The organism is Flavobacterium rarum (SeqCode), assembly GCF_965234445.1.
GTDB classification, from domain to species: Bacteria; Bacteroidota; Bacteroidia; order Flavobacteriales; family Flavobacteriaceae; genus Flavobacterium; species Flavobacterium rarum.
On the sequence record NZ_OZ248479.1, the window covers coordinates 685,044 to 711,544 of the forward strand.

General features: G+C 32.8%; 22 protein-coding genes. 11 read left to right on the forward strand and 11 right to left on the reverse strand.

The genetic code is table 11. From position 1 onward, the window contains the following. Nucleotides 1-31: 31 nt before the first annotated feature. From AC8GF4_RS02825 to AC8GF4_RS02835, 3 genes are all read left to right on the forward strand, one after another. The gene (locus AC8GF4_RS02825) at nt 32-2,044 is read left to right on the forward strand and encodes a TonB-dependent receptor plug domain-containing protein (protein ID WP_506592586.1); all 2,013 of its coding nucleotides are present in this window, start codon (nt 32-34) and stop codon (nt 2,042-2,044) included. A 66-nt stretch (nt 2,045-2,110) separates the two neighbouring features. Then, on the forward strand, nt 2,111-2,500 hold the full coding sequence (locus AC8GF4_RS02830) for a heavy-metal-associated domain-containing protein (RefSeq protein ID WP_506592588.1): 390 nt from the start codon (nt 2,111-2,113) through the stop codon (nt 2,498-2,500). Between the two features lie 189 nt (nt 2,501-2,689). Further along, on the forward strand, nt 2,690-3,367 hold the full coding sequence (locus AC8GF4_RS02835; RefSeq protein ID WP_506592590.1) for a DedA family protein: 678 nt from the start codon (nt 2,690-2,692) through the stop codon (nt 3,365-3,367). Between the two features lie 451 nt (nt 3,368-3,818). Here AC8GF4_RS02835 and groL read toward each other — a convergent pair whose 3' ends face one another. The 10 genes from groL to AC8GF4_RS02885 all read right to left on the reverse strand — a co-directional run bounded on the left by groL (nt 3,819) and on the right by AC8GF4_RS02885 (nt 13,470). Continuing rightward, nucleotides 3,819-5,447: a chaperonin GroEL gene (gene groL / locus AC8GF4_RS02840; protein WP_506592592.1), complete on the reverse strand. Its 1,629-nt coding sequence runs from the start codon at nt 5,445-5,447 to the stop codon at nt 3,819-3,821. A 107-nt stretch (nt 5,448-5,554) separates the two neighbouring features. Then, the gene (locus AC8GF4_RS02845) at nt 5,555-5,830 is read right to left on the reverse strand and encodes a co-chaperone GroES (RefSeq protein WP_506592595.1); all 276 of its coding nucleotides are present in this window, start codon (nt 5,828-5,830) and stop codon (nt 5,555-5,557) included. Between the two features lie 133 nt (nt 5,831-5,963). Beyond that, complete coding sequence (gene secG, locus AC8GF4_RS02850; RefSeq protein WP_506592597.1) at nt 5,964-6,299, reverse strand: preprotein translocase subunit SecG; 336 nt, start codon at nt 6,297-6,299, stop codon at nt 5,964-5,966. 11 nt (nt 6,300-6,310) lie between these two features. Then, on the reverse strand, nt 6,311-7,264 hold the full coding sequence (locus tag AC8GF4_RS02855; RefSeq protein WP_506592599.1) for a tetratricopeptide repeat protein: 954 nt from the start codon (nt 7,262-7,264) through the stop codon (nt 6,311-6,313). A gap of 80 nt (nt 7,265-7,344) precedes the next feature. After that, the gene (locus AC8GF4_RS02860; RefSeq protein WP_506592601.1) at nt 7,345-7,848 is read right to left on the reverse strand and encodes an LptE family protein; all 504 of its coding nucleotides are present in this window, start codon (nt 7,846-7,848) and stop codon (nt 7,345-7,347) included. 107 nt (nt 7,849-7,955) lie between these two features. Next, nucleotides 7,956-9,215: a sigma-54 interaction domain-containing protein gene (locus AC8GF4_RS02865; protein WP_506592603.1), complete on the reverse strand. Its 1,260-nt coding sequence runs from the start codon at nt 9,213-9,215 to the stop codon at nt 7,956-7,958. Between the two features lie 105 nt (nt 9,216-9,320). Next, complete coding sequence (locus tag AC8GF4_RS02870) at nt 9,321-9,464, reverse strand: hypothetical protein (RefSeq protein ID WP_506592605.1); 144 nt, start codon at nt 9,462-9,464, stop codon at nt 9,321-9,323. A 52-nt stretch (nt 9,465-9,516) separates the two neighbouring features. Beyond that, nucleotides 9,517-9,906, reverse strand: a complete 390-nt coding sequence (locus tag AC8GF4_RS02875; RefSeq protein ID WP_506592607.1) for a GxxExxY protein — start codon at nt 9,904-9,906, stop codon at nt 9,517-9,519. A 54-nt stretch (nt 9,907-9,960) separates the two neighbouring features. After that, the gene (gene miaB, locus AC8GF4_RS02880; protein WP_506592609.1) at nt 9,961-11,406 is read right to left on the reverse strand and encodes a tRNA (N6-isopentenyl adenosine(37)-C2)-methylthiotransferase MiaB; all 1,446 of its coding nucleotides are present in this window, start codon (nt 11,404-11,406) and stop codon (nt 9,961-9,963) included. Nucleotides 11,407-11,886: 480 nt separating this feature from the next. Beyond that, nucleotides 11,887-13,470, reverse strand: a complete 1,584-nt coding sequence (locus AC8GF4_RS02885) for a glycerol-3-phosphate dehydrogenase/oxidase (protein WP_506592808.1) — start codon at nt 13,468-13,470, stop codon at nt 11,887-11,889. A 613-nt stretch (nt 13,471-14,083) separates the two neighbouring features. Between AC8GF4_RS02885 and topA the strand changes: the two genes are divergently transcribed. The 7 genes from topA (at nt 14,084) to AC8GF4_RS02920 (ending at nt 23,961) form a co-directional block, all read left to right on the forward strand. Then, nucleotides 14,084-16,618, forward strand: a complete 2,535-nt coding sequence (gene topA, locus AC8GF4_RS02890) for a type I DNA topoisomerase (protein ID WP_506592611.1) — start codon at nt 14,084-14,086, stop codon at nt 16,616-16,618. Between the two features lie 78 nt (nt 16,619-16,696). Next, complete coding sequence (locus tag AC8GF4_RS02895; protein ID WP_506592613.1) at nt 16,697-17,848, forward strand: formimidoylglutamase; 1,152 nt, start codon at nt 16,697-16,699, stop codon at nt 17,846-17,848. Between the two features lie 269 nt (nt 17,849-18,117). Further along, nucleotides 18,118-19,521: a T9SS ring complex lipoprotein PorK/GldK gene (porK, locus tag AC8GF4_RS02900; protein WP_506592615.1), complete on the forward strand. Its 1,404-nt coding sequence runs from the start codon at nt 18,118-18,120 to the stop codon at nt 19,519-19,521. Nucleotides 19,522-19,573: 52 nt separating this feature from the next. After that, complete coding sequence (porL, locus tag AC8GF4_RS02905) at nt 19,574-20,215, forward strand: type IX secretion system motor protein PorL/GldL (RefSeq protein WP_506592617.1); 642 nt, start codon at nt 19,574-19,576, stop codon at nt 20,213-20,215. A gap of 49 nt (nt 20,216-20,264) precedes the next feature. Beyond that, nucleotides 20,265-21,803: a type IX secretion system motor protein PorM/GldM gene (gene porM, locus AC8GF4_RS02910; RefSeq protein WP_506592619.1), complete on the forward strand. Its 1,539-nt coding sequence runs from the start codon at nt 20,265-20,267 to the stop codon at nt 21,801-21,803. A 49-nt stretch (nt 21,804-21,852) separates the two neighbouring features. Continuing rightward, the gene (gene porN / locus AC8GF4_RS02915) at nt 21,853-22,830 is read left to right on the forward strand and encodes a type IX secretion system ring subunit PorN/GldN (protein WP_506592621.1); all 978 of its coding nucleotides are present in this window, start codon (nt 21,853-21,855) and stop codon (nt 22,828-22,830) included. An 81-nt stretch (nt 22,831-22,911) separates the two neighbouring features. After that, nucleotides 22,912-23,961, forward strand: coding sequence for an NAD(P)/FAD-dependent oxidoreductase (locus AC8GF4_RS02920; RefSeq protein ID WP_506592622.1), 1,050 nt, complete (start codon nt 22,912-22,914; stop codon nt 23,959-23,961). Between the two features lie 37 nt (nt 23,962-23,998). Here the strand turns inward: AC8GF4_RS02920 and AC8GF4_RS02925 are convergent, their stop codons facing one another. Beyond that, entirely contained in the window at nt 23,999-24,379 is a 381-nt protein-coding gene (locus tag AC8GF4_RS02925; protein WP_506592623.1) for a DUF983 domain-containing protein, read from the reverse strand. Between the two features lie 73 nt (nt 24,380-24,452). On the opposite strand from AC8GF4_RS02925, the gene AC8GF4_RS02930 reads away from it, so the two are divergent. After that, nucleotides 24,453-26,360, forward strand: a complete 1,908-nt coding sequence (locus tag AC8GF4_RS02930; RefSeq protein WP_506592624.1) for an ABC-F family ATP-binding cassette domain-containing protein — start codon at nt 24,453-24,455, stop codon at nt 26,358-26,360. Nucleotides 26,361-26,501: the final 141 nt, after the last annotated feature.

Here is a 26,501-nt window from a genome sequence, read left to right on the forward strand (position 1 = left end):
TTTGATATTTTTAATCATTATAATTTAAATTATGAAAACAAATATAACATTGGTTTTATTGCTCTTGTTTATTGGTTTTAGTTCCTATTCACAAGACACGTTGAGGGAAATTAAAGTCCAATCCAAACGCAAGAGTATTCAAAAATCATATACTGTTACAGGTAATACAAGCTTGATTACCAAAAAAGAATTACTCAAAGCAGCTTGTTGCAACTTAGCTGAAAGTTTTGAAACCAATCCGTCTATCGATGTCAATTTTTCTGATGCTTTGACCGGAACCAAGCAGATTAAAATATTGGGGTTGACAAGTCCCTACTTGATGATGACCCAAGAAAATGTACCTTCTGTTCGAGGGGCTTCGCAATCTTTTGGCCTTTCTTTTACTCCTGGGCCCTGGATTGAAAGCATTCAAGTTACCAAAGGAGCTGGAAGTGTAGTTAATGGGTTCGAAAGCATTTCGGGACAAATTAATACTGAATTGGTAAAGCCATTATCTGATGCACCGTTTTTATTTAATGCCTATGGTTCGTCTGATTCCCGTTTTGAATTGAATGCTAATTTTAATCAGAAACTATCAGACAAATGGGCCACCAGTTTATTGCTTCACGGAAATATGCGAAATTCCAAAATGGATAACAATGATGACGGTTTTCTAGACAATCCTTTGCAAAAACAAATTAATTTACTCAATCGCTATCAGTATTATAATGCCGAGACGGGTTGGGTTAGTTTTATTAATTTTCAATATATGAATGATTCAAAATTAATGGGACAATTGAGTTTTGATCAAGATACTGATAAAGGAACAACAAACTCTTGGGGTTCGGAAATTGACACCAAAAAGATTGATATTTCTACAAAAATTGGATATGTTTTTAAGGATATGCCGTATCAAAGTATTGGTTTTCAAAATGCCTTCTCCAGTTATGATCAAGATTCCTATTTTGGATTGAATGGGTACAACATCAAACAAAATAGTTTTTATTCGAATTTGATTTTTAATTCAATTATCAATAATGAAAGGAATAAGTTTGCTGCAGGATTGAATTTTACCTATGATACCTATTCAGAGTTCGTCAATACAACAGATTATAGCAGAATTGACAATACCTTTGGCGCTTTCTTTGAGTATACTTTTGACAATCAAGATGATTTTAGTTTGATTCTAGGAGGTAGGGTTGATTCTGGAAATCGTTTGGGGGTTTTTGTTACTCCAAGAATACACATGAGATACAATCCTTGGGAAAAAGGTGTTTTGAGAGTTTCTGCTGGTAGAGGAAAACGTCCTGCCAATATTTTTGCCGAAAATCAAAATTTGTTTGCCAGTTCCAGAACCTTCGATGTTGTAAATTCGGGAGGGAAATTGTATGGGTTGGATCCTGAAATTGCTTGGAATTATGGACTGAGTTTTATGCAAGGATTTAAGTTGTTTAATAGAAATGGAGATGTAACCATTGATTTTTACAGAACCAATTTCCAGAATCAGGTTGTGGTCGATGTAATGCAAAGTCCACAGCAAGTGATTTTTCATAATTTAGACGGTGTTTCATTTGCTAATAGCTTTCAATTGGAATTCAATTACGAATTAGCAAAACATTTGGAATTGCGTTCTGCGTATAAATACTATGATATCAAAACCGATTATTTATCGGGAAAATACCAAAGACCCTTGCAGGCAGCACATCGTTTTTTTGGAAATCTAGGTTACGAAACGAATGTTCAAGATAAGGGACAGCAATGGAAATTTGATTTTACCTACAATTGGATTGGGGAGCAGCAATTGCCTTATACAGCATCCAATCCTGTTGAGTACCAACTTCCTGAAAATTCACCTTCTTATTCTTTGATGAATGCTCAAATCACAAAGGTTTTTTCAAAGACTTTTGAGGTGTATGTGGGAGGGGAGAATATCGGAAATTATACTCAAAATCCAGCAATAGTAGATACACAAAACCCTTTTGGCCCTTATTTTGATGCTACAATTTTGTATGCACCCGTTTTTGGGCAGATGTACTATGCAGGATTACGATTTAAAATAAAATAATTACAATATCAATATCAATAACAATGTCAATTTCAAAAATCAATGTCAACTTTTAATACTAAAAAAATGAAATCAATAAAACTAGAATTTAGAAATTACTTCAATAGCAATATGATTAAGAATGTATTTTTAATTTTGCTAATGACTGTTTTGGGGTTTTCTGCTCAAGGCCAAGAAAATAAAAATAAAAACGCCAAATATACTACTGAAATAAATGGAAACTGTGAACAATGTCAGAAGCGAATTCAAAAAGCTGCATTTTCGGTGCCCGGAGTTAAATCAGCATCGTGGAATATTGAAACGCACCAATTGAGTGTTATTATAAATGAAGAGAAATGTACTTTATTAGATGTAAAAAAAGCTATTGCAAATGTTGGACATGACGCGGATGAAGTAAAATCAACAAAAGAAGTTTATGACAACCTTCATGGTTGTTGCCAATATGAAAGGCTGTAATTGTATAAAAAAAGTTAAGTTTAACTGCTTAATTATTTTTGATGATTAATGTAAAAGCATCAATAAATGTAATGTTAATTGATGCTTTTTATAGTTTTTAAATCGTTAATAAAACTTTAAAGTGAAATAATAAATTGTGGTTCACCTAAATAATCCTTACTTTCACATCCTAAATAAAAATAAAATTTTATGAGTAACTTTGATTGGACCCAATTAGTAAATCCCGAATTTTACATTACTTTTTCAATCGGTGGCATTCAACTGGGTTTGTATATCGTTTTATTCATAGTATTTGCAGAAACAGGTCTTTTTGCTGGCTTCTTCCTTCCTGGAGATAGTTTGCTTTTTCTAGCTGGAATTTACAGTCGTGATCTTGTTCAAAACATTTTATACATACCAAGTGATTTTATAAATCTAGTTTTACTATCAACACTTGTTGCTTTTTCGGGTGTGCTTGGTAATATGGTTGGTTATTGGTTTGGTGCCAAAAGTGGGTATTATTTGTACAATAGAAAAGATACTTTCTTGTTTAAGAAAAAATATTTGCTTCAATCCAAAGAATTTTTTGAAAAACACGGAGGAAAAGCCATAATTTATGCAAGGTTTTTACCAATCGTCAGAACATTTGCACCGATAGTTGCTGGTATTGGAACAATGGACAAAAAGAAATTCATGTTCTACAATATATTGAGTTCTTTTTTATGGTCTTTTATTTTAATTTTTTCGGGACATTATTTGTATGGAATGTTTTTAGAGATGGGAATTGATCTAAAAGAGCATATAGAGAAAATTGTTATTGGAATTATCTTGATTTCAACATTTCCGGTTTTTCTAAAATTAATTAAGAAAAAAGTGGTTGCTAAATAAAAAATATTAAAATAAATGAACCGTTTTGCTTTAAACACAAGACGGTTTTTTTATGCAAAATTGTTTGAAAGTATAATACCATTTAGACTATAAATTTACCTTTATAAAATAATCTAGTTCTACGTCTGTTCGAGTGTTTCGTTAAAAAATGCGATAGCTTTTTTTAATGAAATGTATCGAGAACCCTCACCTAGTAGGCTTCTCGATACAATTTAGAATGGTAAAGCTCTCGCATTACTATTCTAAATCACTCGAAGAGACGTTGCTTTTTTATTGCAGTAAAATCAAAGGTTAAATGGTATAACAGGTCAATTAATTATTTTGGCTAATTATAAAGTCTACAAAGCATTCAATTTTTAATAGTAAAGCATATAAAAATCCGTCAAGAACGAATTCAAGACGGATTTAGATTGTGAAAAGATCTTAGTGCTAAAATCTTATTACTTGGATATTACATCATTCCTGGCATACCGCCACCCATGTGGCCACCACCTGCATTTTCTTCTTTAATATCTATCAATGCACATTCAGTAGTTAATATCATTCCTGCTACCGAAGCTGCATTTTCCAATGCAATACGAGTTACTTTTTTAGGATCGATAATTCCTGCTTTCAACATATCTACGTATTCGTCAGTTTTGGCATTGTATCCATAATCACCAGTACCTTCAGAAACTTTTGCTACTACTACAGAACCTTCAAGACCAGCATTCTCAACAATAGTTCTCAATGGAGATTCTACTGCACGAGATATAATTTGGATTCCTGTTTTCTCATCTGCATTGTCAGCAACAATAGTGCTAAGTGCATTTTTTGCTCTTAACAAAGCTACTCCACCACCAGCAACAATTCCTTCTTCAACAGCAGCACGAGTCGCGTGAAGTGCATCGTCAACACGGTCTTTTTTCTCTTTCATTTCTACTTCAGAAGCAGCACCAACATAAAGAACAGCAACACCACCAGCTAATTTAGCCAAACGTTCTTGCAATTTTTCTTTGTCATAGTCAGAAGTTGTAGCTTCCATTTGACCTTTAATTTGGTTCACACGATTCTTGATCATGTCAGCTTCGCCAGCACCACTTACAATAGTAGTGTTGTCTTTGTCAATAGTTACTCTTTTTGCAGTTCCTAGCATTTCTAGAGTAGTGTTTTCTAAAGTGTATCCTCTTTCTTCAGAAATTACAGTTCCGCCTGTTAAGATAGCGATATCTTCCAACATTGCTTTTCTTCTGTCTCCAAAACCAGGAGCTTTTACAGCTGCGATTTTCAAGGCACCGCGCAATTTGTTTACTACCAAAGTAGATAATGCTTCACCATCAACATCTTCAGCAATAATCAATAATGGTTTTCCAGTTTGAGCAATTGGCTCTAATACTGGTAATAATTCTTTTAAAGAAGAAACTTTTTTGTCATACAAAAGGATGTATGGACTTTCAAGTTCTGCTTCCATTTTTTCTGGATTGGTTACAAAGTATGGAGAAAGATATCCTCTGTCAAATTGCATTCCTTCCACAACATCAACATACGTATCTGTTCCTTTGGCTTCTTCAACAGTAATTACACCTTCTTTACCTACTTTTGCGAAAGCATTAGCGATTAGTTCACCAATAACTTCATCATTATTAGCAGAGATAGAAGCAATTTGTTTGATTTTTTCAGAATCACTTCCTACCACTTTGGCTTGTTTAGCAAGGTCAGCAACAATAGCTTCAACAGCTTTGTCGATACCGCGTTTCAAGTCCATAGGATTTGCTCCAGCCGCAACGTTTTTCAAACCTTCTTTTACTATTGCTTGAGCCAAAACGGTTGCAGTTGTAGTTCCGTCTCCTGCCAAATCGTTGGTTTTTGAGGCTACTTCTTTTACCATTTGAGCACCCATATTTTCCAATGGATCTTTTAATTCAATTTCTTTGGCTACAGTAACACCATCTTTTGTTACGTTTGGTCCACCAAAAGATTTTCCAATAATTACGTTACGACCTTTTGGTCCAAGGGTTACTTTTACAGCATTTGCTAATGCATCAACTCCACGTTTTAATCCGTCACGTGCTTCAATATCAAATTTTATATCTTTTGCCATTACTTTTTTTAGTTTAAAATTGTTTAAAGTTTAAATGTTTAATGTTGTTCAATGAGAACCAGAAAACTTTAGTCTTAATACTTAATTCTTAGGTCTTAATGCTTTTCTTAAATTATTGCAAGGATATCGTCCTCACGCATTATTAGGTAATCTTTTCCTTCTAATTTTAATTCTGTTCCGGCATATTTTCCATAAAGTACAGAATCGCCAATTTTTACTGTCATAGTGTGGTCTTTTGTTCCGTTTCCTACTGCAACTACAGTTCCTTTTTGAGGTTTTTCTTTGGCAGTATCTGGAATAAAAATACCCGATGCTGTTTTGGTTTCTGCAGCTACCGGTTCAATAAGTACTCTATCCGAAAGTGGTTTAATGTTTAAACTCATGATTTTATATTTATGTTATTTTTTATATAATTATGATTTCAGAAATTGTGCCATACTTTATAAACTGACATTATTTCTTATAAAAAATGCCAGCTTTGACAGGCTGGCATTTATTGTATTTATGTAAAATAAATTATTTTGCTGGAGTTGCAGGTGCATTCTGTGCAGGTGCATTTTGAACTGGAGCTGTTGTTGGTGCTGCAGATTCTGTTTTGTCAATAATTTTAGAATCAGAATCACTCAAAGTTCCTGTGAAACTCAATCCTGAAAGTAATATTAATGCAATTAATACAGTAGCCAATGTCCAAGTACTTTTGTCTAAAAAATCAGTCGTTTTTTGAACACCACCTAACATTTGAGAACCACTTATTGTAGAAGATAAACCACCACCTTTAGGGTTTTGAACCATAATTACTACGATCAATAGAAAACATACTATTGTAATTAAAACTAAAAAAATTGAAAACATACTATTTATTATTAATTGTTATTTTGTTGTACTATTTTAATATCCTTTATACGGTCTGCAAAGAAACTACTTTTTTCTGGATATTTCAAAATTAATATTTCATAAGCTTGTATAGCTTTTTGATATTTTTTTTGTTCCAAATACACTTTTGCCAAAGTCTCTGTCATTAAATAAGAATTGTCATCCTTGTTGAGGTCAATATTTGGAGAAAAGACAACGCCTGGTTTTATAGGTGGGATCTTTGGACTGGTTTCTATAAACTTATCTATTAATTCAGCCTTTTTCTTTTTATCCTCGTCAATGATAGGTTTTGTTGCCATACTTGCGTTTTCTATTGTTGTGTCTCGAATTATAGGTTGTATCCGCGAAATTTGGAGCCATTGATGAAAAGAATGGGTTTCTTCTTTTGAAAATTCTAATGGTTTTCCTAGCTCTAATTTGTTTTCTACTTCAAAAGTTTCTTCTATTCTTTGTTCAGGTGTTGCTTCTTTTATAGAATTCAGTATCGATTGTTCAACATTTTTATCGATTTCTAATTTTTCAAATACAACGGTTTGTAAATCTTCTGGATTTAATGTCGATTCTTTAATTGAAGTTAGAATGGATTGCTCCAAAGCCGTATTTGTATTTTTTGGAGTTACGTCTTTAACTACAACTTGACTATCAACAACTGTAATATTGAGGAGTTCTTGTATTTTTTTGTCGTATGTCTTTTTTTGAATAGCAATAAAGGACTCGGATGTGATAAAATCAAATAGTACACTTCTATCTGTAGTATGAGCAGCAGTGATTTTTAAAGCAAAGTTGTATTTATAGCTATTTTGATTGTAAAGCCCTTTGAGACGTAAAGCTCTTGCACTTTGAAAAAATGGAAATTCATCCAATACTTTTTCTAAAGATAAAGTCTGAGCTTCGTTGATTTCTTCAGGTTGGTTTAATAAATAATTATAACTACTAATGTTCATTTGTTTTTGTATTCTGTATTTGTGTATTCCGCTTTTTTGATTATTAAAGGATTCTATATATAATGTGTAAATTTTTCAGTTTACCATTTGGCTAGCGATTCATTAAAAATATCCTGTGTAATTCTTTCAAAAATCTCTTTAAAAGCAGCATCTTTTATTGTTCCTGTTAATTGTTGATTCGCTGGATAGTCATAATAAAATTCAAAGTTTTTTTCGAAATCATCAGCTTCTTTCTTTTTGTTGGTGAATCGAACATTTATTCTAATCATTAAACGGTTTTGCGAAGCTTGTTGATCTGCTGTTGCAGTCATCGGACTGATTCTATAATCTGTTATTTCACCTTCATAGGTTAAGTCGGCTCCATTTTTTACTAATTGCAAATTGGTTTGACCTTGAATCAAATCCTGTAATGTAAGTGTAAAAGTTCTATCGATTCCGGGTTCAATCAATTCGGCATTGTTTTGAAAAAAGTTTACTTGATACGTTTTGGCGTCAATTTTGCCAGTTCCTGTGAAATTATAAACAGAACAACCACTTATAGTAAAAAGTAAAATTATAAATAAAAAAGGATGTATTTTTTTCATAGGGAACAGGGTAAATTGCAATTATATAATTCCAGATATTGCGGAAATTTATAATTATTTTCAAATATATGAATTTTCAAATTTGGAATTTGGAATTTTATTCTTTGTTATAAATCAAATTGTTTTATTTTTCGATATAAAGTACGCTCGGAAATACCTAGTTCATCTGCGGCTGCTTTCCTTTTTCCTTTATTTTTTTCTAATGATTTTTTAATCATTTCGATTTCTTTTTGTTCAAGCCTTAAGACTTCTTCCTCTTCAATGGTTTCTGCCAAAAGATAGTTGTTATTGTCTTGCTCTTCGTATTCTTGCTCTTCGTTTTGATTCGATAAGTAAGTGTTTCTAGGTTCTTCTTCAAAATCTATTTCACTGTCATCTTCTTTGGCTCCGTATATTTTTTTAATCAGCGATTTGTTGGTTTCTTGAACTTTCGAGCTACCATTTTGCATTAATTCTAATGTGAGTTTTTTTAAATCATGCAAATCACTTTTCATGTCAAAAAGAACTTTGTACAAAATTTCTCTTTCGGTATTAAAATCGGAGTCGTTTTTTTTATCTTTTATTACAGATGGTAAATTACTGCCTTCAGTAGGTAAATAGGTTTGTAATGTAGTAGCTGTAATATCTCTATTGGTTTCCAATACCGAAATTTGTTCAGCAACATTTCGCAATTGTCGAATGTTACCGCTCCAACGAAATTTTTGCAACAATAAAATAGCATTATCATCAAGCTTCAAAGGAGGCATTTTGTATTTATTGGCAAAATCGGCAACAAACTTTCTAAATAGTAAATGGATGTCTTCTTTTCGTTCTCGTAGAGGAGGCAAAGTAATGTCTACGGTACTCAAACGATAATACAAGTCTTCACGGAATTTTCCTTTTTCAATAGCTTTGAATAAATTAACATTCGTTGCTGCTACGATTCGGACATTTGTTTTTTGAACTTGTGATGAACCCACTTTTATGAACTCTCCATTTTCTAGAACACGCAACAAACGTACTTGTGTAGTTAATGGTAATTCACCCACTTCATCAAGGAAAATCGTACCGCCATTGGCTACTTCAAAATACCCTTCACGTGTGCTAGTTGCACCTGTAAAAGCTCCTTTTTCGTGTCCAAAAAGCTCACTGTCAATGGTTCCTTCTGGTATGGCACCACAGTTTACGGCAATGTATTTTCCGTGTTTTCGGTGTGATAAGGAATGTATAATCTTTGGGATATTTTCTTTACCCACACCGCTTTCACCAGCCACCAAAACCGAAATATCGGTAGGGGCAACCTGAATGGCTTTTTCTATCGCGCGATTGAGCTTTGGGTCATTCCCAATAATCTCAAAACGCTGTTTTATTGATTGTACTGTATCCATTTTCTTTTAGTCTTTTTAGTTTAAGGTTTACTGTTTCAAGTTGCCAAGCAAACTTTAAATCTAAACTTTCAAACTTTATTTTTTTAATGAAATATTAGTATTCTACTATTGAGGTTTTGTTGACGTATCTTTTTTAATAGCTGTTTTTTCAACTTTGTGTTTTGGAAAATAGGTTCTAATGACATAGAATGTGCTTCCAAAAGCAACGATAAAAGTTATTAAAGCGATAAGTATATGTTTTTTGTTCATTGTGTTTTAGTTTTTTAACCACAAATTACACAAATTTTCACAAATTCGTGTTTTATGTGTTAATGAGTCTTTTGTGAACTAATGATTTATTTTGAAAATTAGCGATTATTCCAACTGGAGTGTCCGCTAGTTTCATGTAATTTAATGTTTGTGCCAGATGGTCATTATTTATTTCTTTTATTGATTTTACTTCGAGAATAATATCAGAATAAACTATAAAATCGGCGTAAAATTTATGAGGCAAAATAATCCCTTTGTATTCTACCGTGAATTCTTTCTCTCTTTTATATGGGATATTGTGATTTTTAAATTCTATTTCTAATGCATCTTTATAAACTATCTCAAGTAAACCTGGTCCTAATATTCGATGTACTTCCATACAAAGGCCAACGATTTCGTAGTTTTCATTTTTCTTATAATAAAAGTCATTAGTGTCACTCATATTTATTGAATAAATTTAATTTGTGAAAATTCGTGTAATTTGTGGTTAAAAAAATCAGTTCATACTTGAATATCCAACCGCTTCTCCTTTCAGAGTTCCTGAAGTACAAGATGTGATTTTTACATTTACAAAATCTCCAATCTTATAATCCTCTTTCGGAAAAACTACTGTTGTACTCTGTGAATTTCTACCCGAATACTCCTCAGTTGATTTTTTCGAAACTTTTTCTACTAAAACTTCCACTGTTTTACCAATATATTCCTCAGAACGCAACCAAGCGTGTTTTTGTTGTAAATCCACTATCTCCTGCAACCTTCTTGCTTTGGTAGTTTCAGGAACATCATCTTCCATTTTTCTTCCCGCTAAAGTTCCCGGACGTTCGGAATAGCTGTACATATAACCAAAATTATATTTCACATATTCCATTAAACTCAAAGTATCTTGATGATCTTCTTCGGTTTCTGTTGGAAAACCCGAAATCATATCTTGCGAAATGGCTCCCTCCGGAATGATAGAACGTATTTTGTCAATCAAAGCCATGTATTCTTCTCGGGTATGCAAACGATTCATTTCTTTTAAGATTCGATTGCTTCCTGATTGTACTGGTAAGTGAATGTGTTTGCAAATGTTAGGATATTTGGCAATAACGTGCAAAATGCTTTCGTGCATATCCTGTGGATTTGAAGTCGAAAAACGAATGCGCATTTTTGGAAAACCAACCGCTACCATTTCCAGTAATTGGTCAAAATCTACTGCTGTTGCTTTTTGCATATCAGTTGCATTGACGAAATCCTTTTTCAAACCACCACCGTACCATAAATAACTATCTACATTTTGACCAAGAAGTGTGATTTCTTTAAATCCTTTGCTCCATAAATCCTGAATTTCGTTCATGATACTTTGTGGCTCACGGCTACGCTCACGCCCACGGGTAAAAGGCACCACGCAAAACGTACACATATTGTCGCAACCTCTTGTGATAGAAACGAGTGCTGTAATTCCGTTACTCATCAATCGAACCGGCGAAATATCACCGTATGTTTCTTCTTTCGACAATATCACATTGATGGCATCACGTCCTTCTTCAACCTCACTCAACAAATTCGGCAAATCTTTGTAGGCATCAGGTCCTACTACAAGGTCTACAATTTTCTCTTCGTCAAGAAATTTTTCTTTCAAACGCTCCGCCATACAGCCTAGAACGCCCACTTTCATCTTCGGGTTAATTCGTTTTACGGCATTGTATTTCTCCAGACGTTTGCGTATCGTTTGTTCGGCTTTGTCCCGAATCGAACAAGTATTTACCAAAACCAAGTCGGCTTCTTCCAAAATAGAAGTAGTGTTGTATCCACCATCGGATAATATAGACGCCACAATCTCGCTATCCGAAAAATTCATCGCACAGCCATAGCTTTCTATAAAAAGTTTTTTGGTGTTCTCTGGTTTATGTTCTAGAACAAGGCTATTTCCTTGTTTGCTTTCTTCAATTATCTTTTCCATTGGGTATTTTCAAAGCGCAAAGATAAGGCAAATACAAGTATTATGACAAGATGTCAGCCGAAGAATTAACAAAATTTAAAGGATTTTAGAATGAAGATTAATTCCGATAATTATCGGGACTGATTTAAGATTTAGTAAGACTAATTTAAAAGCGACTTATTCGATTATTATCGTCGATTTTTACTTCTAAAATCGTTAATCTAAAATCAAATATCTGAAATCATTACGGAGCTATTTCCCGCTTTCCGTTACAAGTCCTCGCAAAAAAAGCAAAGTTTCCAAAGTTCCAGAAAGAGCTTCCTTGGTCGCTTTTCTAGAACAGGAAACGTTTGCTTTTTTTGCTCCGGGCTTTTCACTTCAATCGGGGCTAGGGCTTTCGTTTTTAGAATTGTATTTTGTGGAATTGAATCTCCTTCAAGGTTTTTTTGGACGTTGTAGGTATACAGCATTTTTTTTTAAACTAATAATCCCTTCTCCTTTTTATAAAACCCTAAACTCTTTCAACAAAAAACCATTGGCAACGGTTTTAAATACGGCCAATTGATTCTGAATCCAGTTTTCATCATGTTCTAATTCTTTCGCCAGTAAACGGGCTACTTTATCAGCACAAGCAATTGCTGCACGCGCGTCCAAAAACAACAACCGAACACGTCTCGCCAAAACATCTTCAACCGTCATAGCCATTTCTTCTCGAATGGCCCAAACCACTTCCGCTAAAGTATAATTGTAATCTGGGTGTAGTTTCTCCCTAAGTTTAGGCTCGTTTTCTTGTAATTGAAGAATGGCTTTACTATCCGTTCCGTAAATAAATAAGTGATTTTCAAAATCTGCTGTGATGTTTTTCTTGTTTCCATGAATAGACAAATGTTCGGTGACACATTTGTTTGGTGTAAGTTTATGTACTGTAATAGCTCTGTCGACGATATCTTCTGCAATTTTCCGGTAAGTTGTCCATTTCCCGCCGGTGATGGTGATTAGTCCAGTTTGGGAAACAATTATTTTATGGCTTCTGGAAACTTCCTTGGTGCTTTGTCCTTTTTTTTCGGGTGCTGCCAAAGGTCTTAAACCTGCAAAAACCGAAAGAACATCTGCTCGTGTTGGATTTTTTGTCAAATATCTCTTCGCTGTTTCTAGTACAAATTCAATTTCTTCTTCAAGAGCAATGGGTTCAATTTCTGATTTTTTGACCAAAGTATCGGTAGTACCAACTACAATTTTATCGTGCCACGGAACTGCAAAAAGTACTCTTCCATCACTCGTTTTCGGAATCATTAATGCGCAATCACCTGGCAAAAAAGATTTGTCAAATACTAAGTGGATGCCTTGGCTTGGAACGATGTATTTTTTGTAAACGGTATCGTTCATCTTCATGATGGCATTGGTAAATACTCCCGTTGCATTAATCACGGCTCTGCCTTGTAATGTATATTCTTCTCCTGATTCTTGATCGATTGCTATGACGCCCGTAATTTGGTTTTTGTCGTCCTTTAGTAATTGTGTAACTTTTAAGTAATTGAGTATGCAAGCTCCTTTTTCTGATGCAGTTTGTGCAAGGTTAATCGCCAATCGGGAGTCATCAAACTGCCCATCATGATACAGTACACCACTTTGTAATCCTTTTGGATTAATGGTCGGTATAAATCCCAATGTTCTTTTTTTTGACAAATAAATAGAACTTCCAAGGCTTAATTTTCCGGCTAATAAGTCATAAATTTTCAATCCAAAAGTATAAAAATAACCACCCCACCAATTATAGTTTGGAATTATGAAGGATTCGTTTTTAACTAAATGTCCCGTATTCTTTTCCATCAATCCTCTTTCTTTCAGCGCTTCGATGACAAGGGCAATGTTTCCTTGTCCTAAATAACGAACTCCGCCATGGACCAATTTCGTGCTTCGACTCGAAGTCCCTTTTGCAAAATCTACAGCCTCCAAAAGAATAGTTTTAAAGCCTCTGCTGGCTGCGTCAATAGCTATTCCAAGTCCACTGGCACCACCACCAATTATGATGATGTCCCAATTTTGATTGTTTTTAATTTTATCTATTTGTTCAATTCTATTCATGAATGGTTCTGAAGTATTTGACCTAGGCATTTGTAGTAAATTTAACTAATTAATCAAATGCATTTGTTTTTTTTCTAAAATAATTTTAGGTGTATAATTATCTATTTTTAGTTAATACTCGTATTTTAATTGAAAGTGGGTATCATTAGTTCTTCTGTGCTAATAACTATAACTTTTGTTATGATTATTTTATACCTATATATAAGGTTAACTTGTTGGGTAATTTTATTTAAATAAAAAGGGACTACTTTGACATATAATTATGACTAATGATTAAAGAATGAATTGAAATAGTACTATTTTCCTAACAGATAGTATGTGTAAAAAGAGAAATATCTATTAAATCCTTTGTAGATACTGTAGGTTTTATGTTTCTACAAAATAGTACATCCAAAAAGTAAGGTTTAATTAATTGATGTATTTTGTTGTCAAAAAGTATTTTTTTTGTTTCCTGTATCTCTTTTTGTTTTGATTCATCTTGAAATAGTCAGATGCAAAAGTTCATACTTATGCTTTTAGAAAAGTCCGTTTACCGATATAAAGTGTTTTTAAAATCAATGAAAGGCTGATATTTAAAAAAAAAAATTACTTTTGCGTTTCAAACAAAAGCAACATGGCAAAGAATTTAGTGATAGTTGAGTCCCCAGCAAAGGCAAAAACAATCGAAAAATTTCTAGGAAGTGAGTATCAAGTAGAGTCAAGTTATGGACATATTGCTGACTTACCTTCAAAAGAAATAGGTGTAGATGTAGAAAATGGGTTTAAACCCAAATACGAAGTTTCATCCGATAAAAAAGCTTTAGTATCCAAATTAAAAACTTTAGCCAAAAATGCCGATATGGTTTGGTTAGCAAGTGATGAGGATCGCGAGGGTGAAGCTATTTCTTGGCATCTTGCCGAAGAGCTTAAATTAAAAAAAGAAAAAACAAAACGTATTGTTTTTCACGAAATTACAAAAACAGCTATTCTTAAAGCAATTGATAATCCCCGTGAAATTGATTATAATTTAGTAAATGCGCAACAAGCTCGTCGTGTTTTAGATCGATTAGTTGGTTATGAATTATCACCTGTTCTTTGGAGAAAAATAAAAGGCGGATTGTCTGCAGGTCGTGTGCAATCGGTTTCGGTTCGTTTAATTGTTGAAAGAGAACGCGAAATTCAAAACTTTAATGCAATTGCAACTTATTCTGTTGTTGCTGAGTTTACAAATGAATCTGGAAAAACTTTCAAAGCAAAACTTCCTAAAAATTTCAATACAAAAAAAGAAGCCGAAGATTTTTTAAATAATAATATTGGCTCTATTTATAAGGTAGCAGATTTAGAAACTAAACCTACCAAAAAATCACCTACTGGGCCATTTACAACTTCGACATTGCAACAAGAAGCCGCTAGGAAATTGTATTTGCCAGTTGGAATCACAATGCAATTAGCACAACGCTTATACGAAGCTGGACTTATTACTTATATGAGAACGGATAGTGTAAATTTGTCAAAAGACGCTATGGATGCTGCACAAGCAGAGATTGTTAAATCTTATGGAAAGGAATTTTCATATCCTAGAACTTTTGTCAATAAAAGCAAAGGAGCTCAAGAAGCTCACGAAGCTATTCGTCCAACCGATATGTCACGCCATACCGTAGATATCGACAGGGATCAAGCTAGATTGTATGATTTAATTTGGAAAAGAACTCTTGCTTCTCAAATGAGTGATGCCAAATTAGAGCGTACTAATGTAAAAATTGAAGCCAATAATCATGGAGAAGTTTTTACAGCTTCTGGAGAAGTATTACTTTTCGAAGGGTTTTTAAAGGTCTATCTGGAAGGTCACGATGATGATGAAGAAGAGCAAGAAGGAATGTTGCCTGCCATGAAAGTGAATGAAAAGCTGCAAAATAATTTTATTACAGCAACCGAAAGATATTCACGTGCTGCGGCAAGATATACAGAAGCTTCTTTAGTGAAAAAATTAGAAGAATTAGGTATTGGTCGTCCTTCTACTTATGCACCAACGATTTCTACTATTATCAATAGAAATTATGTCGAAAAAGGAAATCTAGACGGTCAAGAGAGAAATTATACACAACTTATTTTGCAATCTGGTAAAGTAGGAGAGAAGTTACTTAAAGAAAACACAGGTTCTGATAAAGGAAAATTAGTACCAACAGATATTGGTACAATTGTTACGGATTTCTTAGTTAAAAATTTTGGAAATATCTTAGATTATAATTTTACGGCAAAAGTTGAACAAGATTTTGATGAAATAGCCGAAGGAAATATTGAGTGGACAAAGATGATGCAGGAGTTCTACGATCAATTTCATCCTACGGTAAAAGATGTAGAGTTAAATGCAGAAAGAGAGAGTGGAGAACGAATTTTGGGAACTGATCCTGTTTCTGGAAAACCAGTATCGGTTCGTTTAGGAAAATTTGGGCCAATGGCTCAGATTGGTGCTGCAGATGACGAAGAGAAGAAATTCGCGAGTTTAATGTCCGAACAAAACATTGGGAATATTACTTTAGAAGAAACGCTGAAATTATTTTTACTTCCAAAAAATTTGGGTATATATAATGGAGAAGAAGTTGAGGTAAGTAATGGTCGTTATGGTCCTTATGTTCGTCATGGTGCTGTATTTATTTCTTTACCAAGAGGAGAAGATCCTTTGGATGTCTCAATAGAAAGAGCTCAAGTGTTAATTGATGAAAAAGCGATTGCAGATGCTCCAATTGCTATATATAAAGGAGAAGGTGTTCAAAAAGGAACAGGTCGTTTTGGACCATTTATCAAATGGAACGGAATTTTCATTAACGTAAGCAAAAAATATGATTTTGATAATTTATCACAATCAGATGTTGAAGCTTTAATTGAAGACAAGTTGCAGAAAAACATTGATAAAGTTTTGCATAACTGGGTTGAAGAAGGAATATTGGTCGAAAAAGCACGTTGGGGTCGTTCTGTTATAACCAAAGGGAAAATTAAAATTGAGTTAAGCAAAGATGTAGATGCTTCAAAATTGACTTTGGCAGAAGTACAAGAAATGATTGCCAAGAAAACTCCAGTCAAAAAAGTAGCAGCAAAAAAAGCAACTACTAAAAAAGCGGTTGCTACTAAGAAACCAGCAGTTAAAAAAGTTGTAGCTAAAAAGAAATAGTCTAATTCCGATTGCTCTTCCTTGCCTTTTTGCGGAGGTCCCGATTCAATCTGGAGGAGTAGGAAAAAAAAGTAAAAAATGGAGTTTGATTTTTTGGAACCCTTAAATAAAGAATTTATCGATTATATTTCAGGCTTGTCTTCTCAACATTTGGGTAGTAAGCTGGTATTGCATACAAGCGAGGAATTTCCAAATTTAGATAAAATTGACATTGCCATAATAGGTGTTATTGAAAATAGGGGAAGTGCTACTAATGTTAATAAAGTAGATCTTAAGGCTATCCGAGAAGAATTTTACGGTATGTTTCCTGGAAATTGGAATGCATCAATTGCAGATTTAGGAGATATTCTATCTGGAAACACAAAAGAAGATACTTTTTTTGCTTTAAAAAAAATAGCTTCAAGTTTAATAAAAAGAAAAATAATACCAATAGTTATTGGGGGTTCTCAAGATTTGACTTATGCGCTTTATAGGGCTTACGATGATTTGGAACAAATGGTCAATTTGGTAGCAATTGATAACAAGTTTGATTTTGGTAAAGAAAACGAATCAATTAGCGCTGGTTCTTTTTTGACAAAGATTATTATAGATGAGCCTAATAATCTATTTAATTTTTGTAATATTGGTTTTCAAACCTATTATAATGCTCAGGAAGAGATCGATTTGATTGAAAAATTATTTTTTGATGCTTATCGATTGGGAGAAGTTTCAAACAATATTTCAATTACTGAACCGGTTTTTAGAGATGCAGATGTTGTTAGTTTAGATTTAAATGCAATTAAATCTTCAGATTCTGGAAATTTTGTAGATTTTCAGCCCAATGGATTTAATGGTAAAGAAATTTGTTCATTAGCTAGGTATGCAGGAATAAGTGATAAAGTAAGTTCATTTGGAATTTTTAATCACAATAATTCTAAACAAGAGGCAGTTATAGTTTCTCAATTAATTTGGTATTTTATAGAAGGGTTTCATTATAGATCAAATGAATACCCTTTTGGGAGTAGAGAAAATTATTTAAAATACATAGTTCCTTTAGAAGAAGAGGATCTTGTTTTTTATAAAAGTGATAAAACAGAAAGATGGTGGATAGAAATACCATTTATTTCGAGTTTCAACAATAAGTTGAAGAAAAATACGTTATTACCGTGTTCGTATGAAGAATATTTAGCTGCTTGTAATCAAGAGATGCCTGAAAGATGGTGGAAAGTGCAAAGAAAGAACGTGATTTAGAAACAATTGTCTTTCAGTAACTTGATTATTATTCATTAAATTTGTTAATTTTATGAAAATTTTAATATTATTTCCGATATACTTACAAATATTTTAAAAATCTGTTTTTTGTCGTATAATTTCGCCTCTTTATCGGTAAATTATTTTTTTTTAAATTTTTTTAATATACATTTGACCAAATAATTAAGGGCTATAAAAGTATTGTTTTGTATATAAAAAATAAATAGTTTTGTGGTCTGAATAATAATGAATAGATAACCCCAATTTTTATGAAGAATTTCATTGCGATAACGGCAATTTTAACAGTGTTGATTAGCTGTGGTAGATCAAGCGACAAAGGTGAGTTGGTTGGTGTAAAAGGAGCAAAATGGCATCCAGAAAAACCTTATGGAATGACATTGGTTCCCGGGGGATCATATATAATGGGGAAATCAGATGATGATTTGGCCAATATTGGTGATGCGCCTACAAAAACAGTAACTGTTAGGTCTTTTTATATGGACGAAACAGAGATTACAAATAGCGAATACCGTCAATTTGTTGAATGGGTAAAAGATTCAACTATTCGTTTTCGTTTAGCAATTTTGGCAGAAGATAGCGGTCAAGGTGTTGCAAGTGATGGAAAAGGGAAATCCAAAAATTCAGGAAGTATAGCTGATTATACTTTTAAGAATTCTGATCCGGAAAAAATGACTGCTTACGATAAATACATGTATGATAACTATTATAGTATTGGTACTGACAAAGATCCTAATGCATACAAAAGATTAAATAGAAAAGCAAAGCTAGTTAAGGATACCAAAAAATATCCAGATGAGTTTTATACAGAAGTAATGGATTCAATGTATTTGCCATTAGAAGCATCATACAATGGGTTGAGAACTATGGACGTAAACAAATTGAAATTCCGTTATACATGGATGGATATTCAAGCTGCTGCTAAAGCCAAAGTTGGTAAAAGACAAGACTTCATTCGTACTGAAGAAGTTAAGGTTTATCCAGATACAACTGTATGGATAAAAGATTTTGCATATTCGTATAATGAGCCAATGCATAATGATTATTTTTGGCACAAAGCTTATGGGGAATATCCAGTTGTAGGTGTTACTTGGAGTCAAGCCAAAGCATTCTGCGAATGGAGAACTTTGAATAAAAATAGTTATATAAAATCTAAAAAGAATCATGTTGATAATGTGAATGCTTTTAGATTACCTTCCGAAGCAGAGTGGGAATACGCTGCTAGAGGTGGTTTAGAGTCTGCAACTTTTCCTTGGGGAGGACCTTATACTAAAAGTGATAGAGGTTGTTTCTTAGCAAACTTCAAACCCAACAGAGGTGATTATGCTGCAGATCAAGCATTGTATACTGTAGAGGCTAAATCTTATGAAACTAACGGATACAACTTATACAATATGGCAGGTAATGTATCAGAATGGACAGATTCAGCTTATGATGCTAATTCTTATGATTTTGTTTCTACAATGAATCCTGCGGTTATTGATAATTCAAACAAACGTAAAGTTGTAAGAGGTGGGTCTTGGAAAGACGTAGCGTATTTCCTTCAAGTAGGTACTCGTGCTTTTGAGTATTCAGATTCTGCAAGAAGTTACATTGGATTCAGAACAGTTCAGGATTACATGGGAACCCAAACAACTGGTAACGGTAAAAAATAAACTAAATCAATTTAAATAAACCTAATAAATTAACTAAAAAAAAATTACAAAGATGGCAATATTGAGCAAAAAAACAATGAATTTCGCATATGGTATGGGTGCGGCAGTAGTGATTATTGGAGCGTTATTTAAAATTACTCACTTTGAGATTGGACCATTAACTGGAACCTTAATGCTTTCAATCGGATTGCTAACTGAAGCATTTATTTTTGCACTTTCCGCTTTCGAGCCTGTAGATGAAGAATTAGATTGGTCGTTAGTTTATCCTGAATTAGTAGGAGGAGAAAAAGCAGCTGTAAAAGAAGTTGTTTCTGATGATGCAGACGGAATGTTGTCATCAAAATTAGATGCTATGCTTAAAGAAGCAAAAATTGACGGTGAATTAATGTCTAGTCTTGGTACTAGTATCAGAAACTTTGAAGATGCTTCGAGAAATATATCTCCAACGGTTGATTCTATTTCTGCAACAAAAAAATACAGTGAAGAATTGTCTATGGCAGCTGCACAAATGGAGTCTTTAAATAGTTTGTATAAAGTACAATTAGAAAGTGCTTCTAGAAATGCTCAAGCTAATCAAGAAATCGCTGAAAATGCAAGTAAATTGAAAGAGCAAATGGCTTCAATGACTGCAAACATTGCTTCTTTAAACAATGTTTATGGAGGTATGCTTTCTGCAATGAACAATAAAGGATAATTAGTTTTAGACTAAAATTATTATTAATTAAACTAATTATTTAGAAAAAATGGCAGGAGGAAAATTAACCCCTAGACAGAAGATGATTAACCTGATGTATCTGGTTTTCATCGCAATGTTAGCAATGAATATGTCCAAAGAAGTTTTATCTGCTTTCGGATTAATGAATGAAAAATTTGAAAGCGCTAATGCTGCTTCTACACAAACCAATCAATCTTTATTAATGTCCTTAGATACTAAGGCAGCTGAAGCTAAAGGTGATTTCGTTGCAGCAGCAGCAACAGCTCACAAAGTTGAAGTTATTACTAAAGAGTTCGACGCCTATGTTGCCACTTTGAAAACTGATGTTCTTAAGGGTTTTATTGTAGACGATGAAACTGGTAAATTACCTTACGAGAATATGGATAAAGGTGACAATATTGACAACTGGTTCATAGGTGAAGGTTATACTAAAAAAGGTAGTGAAATTATTGCAAAAATTGAAAAGTATAAAGCTGATATGAAAGTGGCTTTAGGAACTGACAAAAAGTATGCTGCAATAGTTAGAGAAGTTGAAAGTAAATTTAGTGTTGCAGATGTTAAAGATAAAGACGGAAACAAAATTAAGTATTTGTCTTATCACTTTAAAGGTTTTCCTGCAGTAGCTTCTGTGGCTAAACTTTCTGCTTGGCAAAATGATGTTAAAAAAGCAGAAGCTGATGTTTACAATTCTGCCTTAGGTAAAGCTGCTGTTGAAGCTGCTTCTTATAGTAACTATCAAGCAATTGTTGTTTTAGAGAAAAACGCATATTTTCAAGGTGAAAATGTAAAAGGTAAAGTAGTTTTAGGTCGTTATGACGAAAACACTAAACCAACATCTTTCCAAGGTCCAGGTAAATTGGAAAATGGTCAAGCCGTTATTTCTCTAACAGCTGGTGGTGTTGGTGAACAAAACATTAATGGTCAATTTACATTCTTGGAAGACGGAAAAACTATTCCTTTGAAATTTGAAGGTAAATATGTGGTTGTTCCTAAACCTAATTCTGCTACTATTTCTGCAGACAAAATGAATGTAGTTTATAGAGGAGTAATTAATCCTATGACAATAACTTTTGCTGGGATATCTTCAAACAAAGTTAGTGCTTCTGCTCCAGGTTTAAGCTCTGCTGGAAAAGCAGGTTCTTATAATATGAATCCAGGTCAAGGATCTGAAGTGGTTATCAATGTTACTGGTACGCTTCCTGATGGATCTAAAGTTTCTGATAAAAAAACATTTAGAATTAAAGGTATTCCACCTCCAGTGGGAGCTATAGGTGGCGAAATGGGTAATGTTAAAGGAGCAAAGTCTCGTTTAGAGGTTTCTCAAGTTACTGCAAAATTACCTGATTTTGATTTCAATGTACAATTAAATGTTGTTGGATTTACTTTAAAAGTTGCTGGACAAGCTGCTGTTATTGTTTCTGGTGATAGAGTTAATGCGCAATGTAAAACTGCTTTAGCTAGAGCAACAAGAGGTGATCAAGTTACTATTTCTGATATTAAAACTAAGTTAGTTGGTTCTGATATTATGCTTTCAAGAACAGCTCCAGTTATTTACGAAATACAATAATATTTAAGTTACATTTTACCTACTTAAATTACTTAATAATTAATTAAAGATGAAGACTAAAAATTTAGTTGTAGTTATTGCATTGGTTGCGGGAAGTTTAGCTTCATTTGCACAATCCAATTTGCTTAATGCAAAAACACCTGAGCAAATAGGTATTAAAACTAAATCTCAAGTGTCTCTTGATAATGATAAGCCTTTAGCTTATGGTTATGTAGATGATAGAGATATATTAATGGGAAAAACAACTTGGGAGATAGTAGATTTGAGCGAACGTTTCAATTTTCCTCTTTACTTTCCCGTAGATTCTACTAATATAGGTAAAGATAGAAGGTCATTGTTTGATGTCTTAATTAAAGGGATTAAAACAAATAAAATTACTGAAGTCTATGCGGATGATTATTTTAATACCAAAAAAACTTTTAAAGATATGAGTAGTTCTTTTACTTATATTGATACTACTGATGCTGGTAAAGAGATTATCAATGCTAATAGAGCTGCTTATTTTCCAAAAGAAACTGTTACTTACAAAACTGTCAAAGGAAAAAGAACACAAGTAGTTGTTCCTGCTGCTGCTGCTCAAGTCTTGGATCCTCAGTTTATTAATAGAAGAGAATTGTCTGCTCAAGACATTACTGGATATAGATTAAAAGGATATTGGTATTTTGACAAACGTCAAAGTGAATTAAAATTCCGTTTACTAGGAATTTGTCCAATTGCTCCTGAAGCTAGAGAAATTGGTAATGAAAATCCAGATTATATAGATTTGTTTTGGATATTTTATCCTTCAGTTCGTGATTACTTGCATGGTTATTTGGCTTTCAATGAAAAAAATTCTTCTATGCCAATTTCTTTTGATAGAATTTTAGATTCACGTCAATTTAGTGGTACTATTTACAAAGAAGAAAATGTATATGGGGATCGTCAAATTACTCAATATGTCAATGAAAATGCTTTAAACCAATTATTAGAATCAGAAAGAATTAAAAGCAAAATTCGTGATTTTGAACACGATATGTGGAATTATTAATACTCCAATATATATTAACAGAGACTCTTACTTTTTATAAGTAAGAGTTTTTTGTTTTATTTAATTTTTTTTTTGAAGGTTATGATTGATTATATTATTGTTGGTTCAGGTTTAGCTGGTATTTCTTTTTCCGAAGTTGCATTATTGTCGGAAAAAAAGATCATTGTTTTTAGTGATGATTCTCAAAATTCTTCCAAAATCGCAGGTGGTTTGTACAATCCTGTAATTTTAAAAAGATTTAGTGAAGTATGGAAAGCTAAAGAACAACTTGATTTAATGACCCTTTTCTATTATAATCTTAATAAAAAGATTGATGTCAAGTTTGATTTTAAAACACCTATTTTAAGAAAATTCTTTTCTATTGAGGAACAGAATAATTGGTTTGCTTCATCCGATAAAATTGCACTTGCACCATTCTTATCTACTACATTGTGTTTTAAAGAGTATGTTGGAATAGATTCTCCTTTTGGATATGGTGAAGTATTACAAACTGGATATGTTGATACTGCTTTGTTAGTTACTAAATATGAAGAGTATTTATTGTCTCATCAAATTTTAAAGAAAGAGAAGTTTGATTATAATGCTTTAGTCATTAATCCGGATAGTGTATCTTACAAAGGAATTGAGTCTAGAAATATTGTGTTTGCAGAAGGATTTGGTTTGCATGGGAATCCGTTTTTTGAAGAACTCCCTTTGGATGGCACCAAAGGTGAATTGTTTATCATTAAAGCTCCTCTTTTAAAATTAGATGTGATAATTAATACAAGTGTTTTTATTTTGCCTTTGGGAAATGATTTGTTCAAAGTAGGTGCAACATACAACTGGAAGGACAAAACCAATTTGCCTACTCAAGAAGGAAGAACAGAATTGATTGAAAGAATTCAAGAAATAATTTCTTGTGATTTTGAAATTATAGACCATTATGCCGGAGTTCGTCCAACTGTTAGGGACAGAAGACCTTTAGTCGGTACACATAAGGAGTTTAAAAATATTCATATTCTTAATGGTCTTGGAACTCGTGGTGTTATGCTAGGCCCTGCAATGGCTAAAGCATTATTTGATCATGTAGAAAATGATACTGTATTGAATCCAGAAATTGATATTCAAAGATTTTATATAAAGAAAAAGTAATTTTTTTTCTTTGTAACAACTAATTTAAATGCTAATATTATTTTGTGCTATTTGGGTCATAAGAAACAAACATATTGATGTATATATTTCTAGACCATCTTAAAACTATTGGGAAAAACACAATTAATGTTGCGATTATAGTTATAAATGAAGTTTTTATACTAGTATGTAAAAAAATAAAAGAAACGATAAATGCTGCTATTCCTATGGTTACATTCAAACCATAACTTACATACATTGCTCCATAAAAAAAGGAAGGTTCAATTTGGTATTTCAAACCACAATGACTGCAATTTTCATTCATTTTTAGAATTGAACCCAAATGAAATGGGTTTTTATCCAAATACATACTCTCATTCTGACATTTAGGACAAGTTCCTGTTAAAATGCTATTTAATTTGGATCCTTTTTTTAACATTTGCAAAAAATTTAATTTTTCCTTTTTTAGAATAACAAAAATACAATTTCATAAAGGAATAAAATCATAATAAATGCTTAATATACACAATTTATCGGTTTCGTTTGGTGGTTCTTATTTGTTTGAAGAAGTTACTTTTCGATTGGGTGCAGGAGACCGTGTTGGTCTTGTTGGAAAGAATGGTGCAGGTAAATCGACTATGCTTAAAATACTTGCCAAAGATTTTGCTCCTGATTCGGGAGTTATTTCTCAAGAAAAAGAAGTTCGAATGGGTTTTTTACGTCAAGATATCGATTTTGAACAAGGAAGAACCGTTCTTGAAGAAGCCTATGAAGCTTTTGTGGATATTAAAATTGTTGAAAATAAGTTAGCTGAAATTAATCATCAGTTAGTTACTCGTACTGACTATGAAAGTGATGAATACAGTCAAATCATAGAAGACCTGTCAGATTATACGCATCGTTTTGAATTACTTGGTGGATATAATTACGTTGGTGATACTGAAAAAATACTTTTAGGTTTAGGTTTTAAAAGAGAAGTTTTTGACAATCAAACAGAAACTTTTTCTGGAGGATGGAGAATGCGTATTGAGCTAGCCAAATTATTATTACAAGCCAATGATGTTTTGTTGCTGGATGAACCAACGAATCACTTGGATATTGAAAGTATTATTTGGTTGGAAAGTTTTTTAAGAAATTATCCAGGAGTTGTTGTAATTGTTTCGCATGATAAAATGTTTTTGGATAATGTAACCAATCGAACTATTGAAATTTCACTAGGTAAAGCATACGATTTTAACAAACCGTATTCTCAATATCTTGAATTGCGTCATGAAATTAGAGAAAAACAATTAGCGACTCAAAAAAACCAAGCTAAAAAAATTGAAGAAACGGAAAAACTAATTGAAAAATTCCGTGCCAAAGCTTCAAAAGCTTCAATGGCACAATCGTTAATCAAAAAATTAGACAAAGTAGAACGTATTGAAGTCGATGAAGATGATAATTCTGTTATGAATATTACTTTTCCAGTTTCAAAAGAACCGGGAAGAGTTGTAGTAGAGGCAGAGAATGTTACCAAAAGTTATGGTGATAAAACCATTTTAAAAGACATCAATTTATTGGTGGAACGCGGAAGTAAAATTGCTTTTGTTGGTCAAAATGGACAAGGAAAATCTACTTTTATCAAAGCCATTGTTGATGAGTTCGAATACCAAGGATCAATTAAGTTAGGGCATAATGTTCAATTGGGATATTTTGCTCAAAATCAAGCCGAATATCTTGATGGTGAAATTACATTATTGCAAACCATGGAGGATGCGGCTATGGATACCAATCGTATGAAAGTACGTGATATGTTAGGTTCTTTTTTGTTTCGTGGTGACGATGTCGAAAAAAAGGTAAAAGTGCTTTCTGGGGGAGAAAGAAATCGATTGGCATTGTGTAAATTATTGTTACAACCTATTAATGTATTGTTGATGGATGAGCCTACCAATCACTTGGATATAAAATCGAAGAATGTATTGAAAGCCGCTTTGCAGAAATTTGGTGGAACCTTACTTTTAGTTTCTCATGATAGAGATTTCTTGCAAGGAATGTCTAATTTGGTATATGAATTCAAAGATCAAAAAATAAAAGAATATTTAGGAGATATTAATTATTTCTTGGAGCAACGCAATATGGAAAACATGCGTGAAGTTGAGAAAAAAGATGCCCTAAAAGCAACAGCTCCAAAAGATAGTAACAAAGCTTCCTATGAAGACCAGAAAAAAGGAAAAGCGTTGCAAAATAAATTAAGTAAAGTTGAAAGTCAAATAAAACAATTGGAAAAAGACATTCAACACGATGACAAAATGTTAGCATCTAACTACGACAAGCATATAGAAGATGCTAAATTTTTTATGGCTTATAATAAAAAGAAAGCCGAGTTAGATAAACTTCTTTTGGATTGGGAAATTGTTCAAGAAGAAATAGATAATTTGTAAATAAATAGAAAATAAAGCATAGAGGAAAGATCAAGGACATATTGACACAAAATTGTTCTTGAAAGATTTTGGTTTATTATCTAAACGAAAGCAGAAGTTTGTCAATTAGTCACTATTTTTGCTTTTGTTTTTTAAACTAAA

What these genes read in the sequence shown, in the direction of transcription:
- AC8GF4_RS02825 (WP_506592586.1), top strand. Translation starts at nt 32, where the DNA reads ATGAAAACAAATATAACATTGGTTTTATTGCTCTTGTTTATTGGTTTT.
- AC8GF4_RS02830 (WP_506592588.1), top strand. Translation starts at nt 2,111, where the DNA reads ATGAAATCAATAAAACTAGAATTTAGAAATTACTTCAATAGCAATATG.
- AC8GF4_RS02835 (WP_506592590.1), top strand. Translation starts at nt 2,690, where the DNA reads ATGAGTAACTTTGATTGGACCCAATTAGTAAATCCCGAATTTTACATT.
- groL (WP_506592592.1), bottom strand. Translation starts at nt 5,447, where the DNA reads ATGGCAAAAGATATAAAATTTGATATTGAAGCACGTGACGGATTAAAA.
- AC8GF4_RS02845 (WP_506592595.1), bottom strand. Translation starts at nt 5,830, where the DNA reads ATGAGTTTAAACATTAAACCACTTTCGGATAGAGTACTTATTGAACCG.
- secG (WP_506592597.1), bottom strand. Translation starts at nt 6,299, where the DNA reads ATGTTTTCAATTTTTTTAGTTTTAATTACAATAGTATGTTTTCTATTG.
- AC8GF4_RS02855 (WP_506592599.1), bottom strand. Translation starts at nt 7,264, where the DNA reads ATGAACATTAGTAGTTATAATTATTTATTAAACCAACCTGAAGAAATC.
- AC8GF4_RS02860 (WP_506592601.1), bottom strand. Translation starts at nt 7,848, where the DNA reads ATGAAAAAAATACATCCTTTTTTATTTATAATTTTACTTTTTACTATA.
- AC8GF4_RS02865 (WP_506592603.1), bottom strand. Translation starts at nt 9,215, where the DNA reads ATGGATACAGTACAATCAATAAAACAGCGTTTTGAGATTATTGGGAAT.
- AC8GF4_RS02870 (WP_506592605.1), bottom strand. Translation starts at nt 9,464, where the DNA reads ATGAACAAAAAACATATACTTATCGCTTTAATAACTTTTATCGTTGCT.
- AC8GF4_RS02875 (WP_506592607.1), bottom strand. Translation starts at nt 9,906, where the DNA reads ATGAGTGACACTAATGACTTTTATTATAAGAAAAATGAAAACTACGAA.
- miaB (WP_506592609.1), bottom strand. Translation starts at nt 11,406, where the DNA reads ATGGAAAAGATAATTGAAGAAAGCAAACAAGGAAATAGCCTTGTTCTA.
- AC8GF4_RS02885 (WP_506592808.1), bottom strand. Translation starts at nt 13,470, where the DNA reads ATGAATAGAATTGAACAAATAGATAAAATTAAAAACAATCAAAATTGG.
- topA (WP_506592611.1), top strand. Translation starts at nt 14,084, where the DNA reads ATGGCAAAGAATTTAGTGATAGTTGAGTCCCCAGCAAAGGCAAAAACA.
- AC8GF4_RS02895 (WP_506592613.1), top strand. Translation starts at nt 16,697, where the DNA reads ATGGAGTTTGATTTTTTGGAACCCTTAAATAAAGAATTTATCGATTAT.
- porK (WP_506592615.1), top strand. Translation starts at nt 18,118, where the DNA reads ATGAAGAATTTCATTGCGATAACGGCAATTTTAACAGTGTTGATTAGC.
- porL (WP_506592617.1), top strand. Translation starts at nt 19,574, where the DNA reads ATGGCAATATTGAGCAAAAAAACAATGAATTTCGCATATGGTATGGGT.
- porM (WP_506592619.1), top strand. Translation starts at nt 20,265, where the DNA reads ATGGCAGGAGGAAAATTAACCCCTAGACAGAAGATGATTAACCTGATG.
- porN (WP_506592621.1), top strand. Translation starts at nt 21,853, where the DNA reads ATGAAGACTAAAAATTTAGTTGTAGTTATTGCATTGGTTGCGGGAAGT.
- AC8GF4_RS02920 (WP_506592622.1), top strand. Translation starts at nt 22,912, where the DNA reads ATGATTGATTATATTATTGTTGGTTCAGGTTTAGCTGGTATTTCTTTT.
- AC8GF4_RS02925 (WP_506592623.1), bottom strand. Translation starts at nt 24,379, where the DNA reads ATGTTAAAAAAAGGATCCAAATTAAATAGCATTTTAACAGGAACTTGT.
- AC8GF4_RS02930 (WP_506592624.1), top strand. Translation starts at nt 24,453, where the DNA reads ATGCTTAATATACACAATTTATCGGTTTCGTTTGGTGGTTCTTATTTG.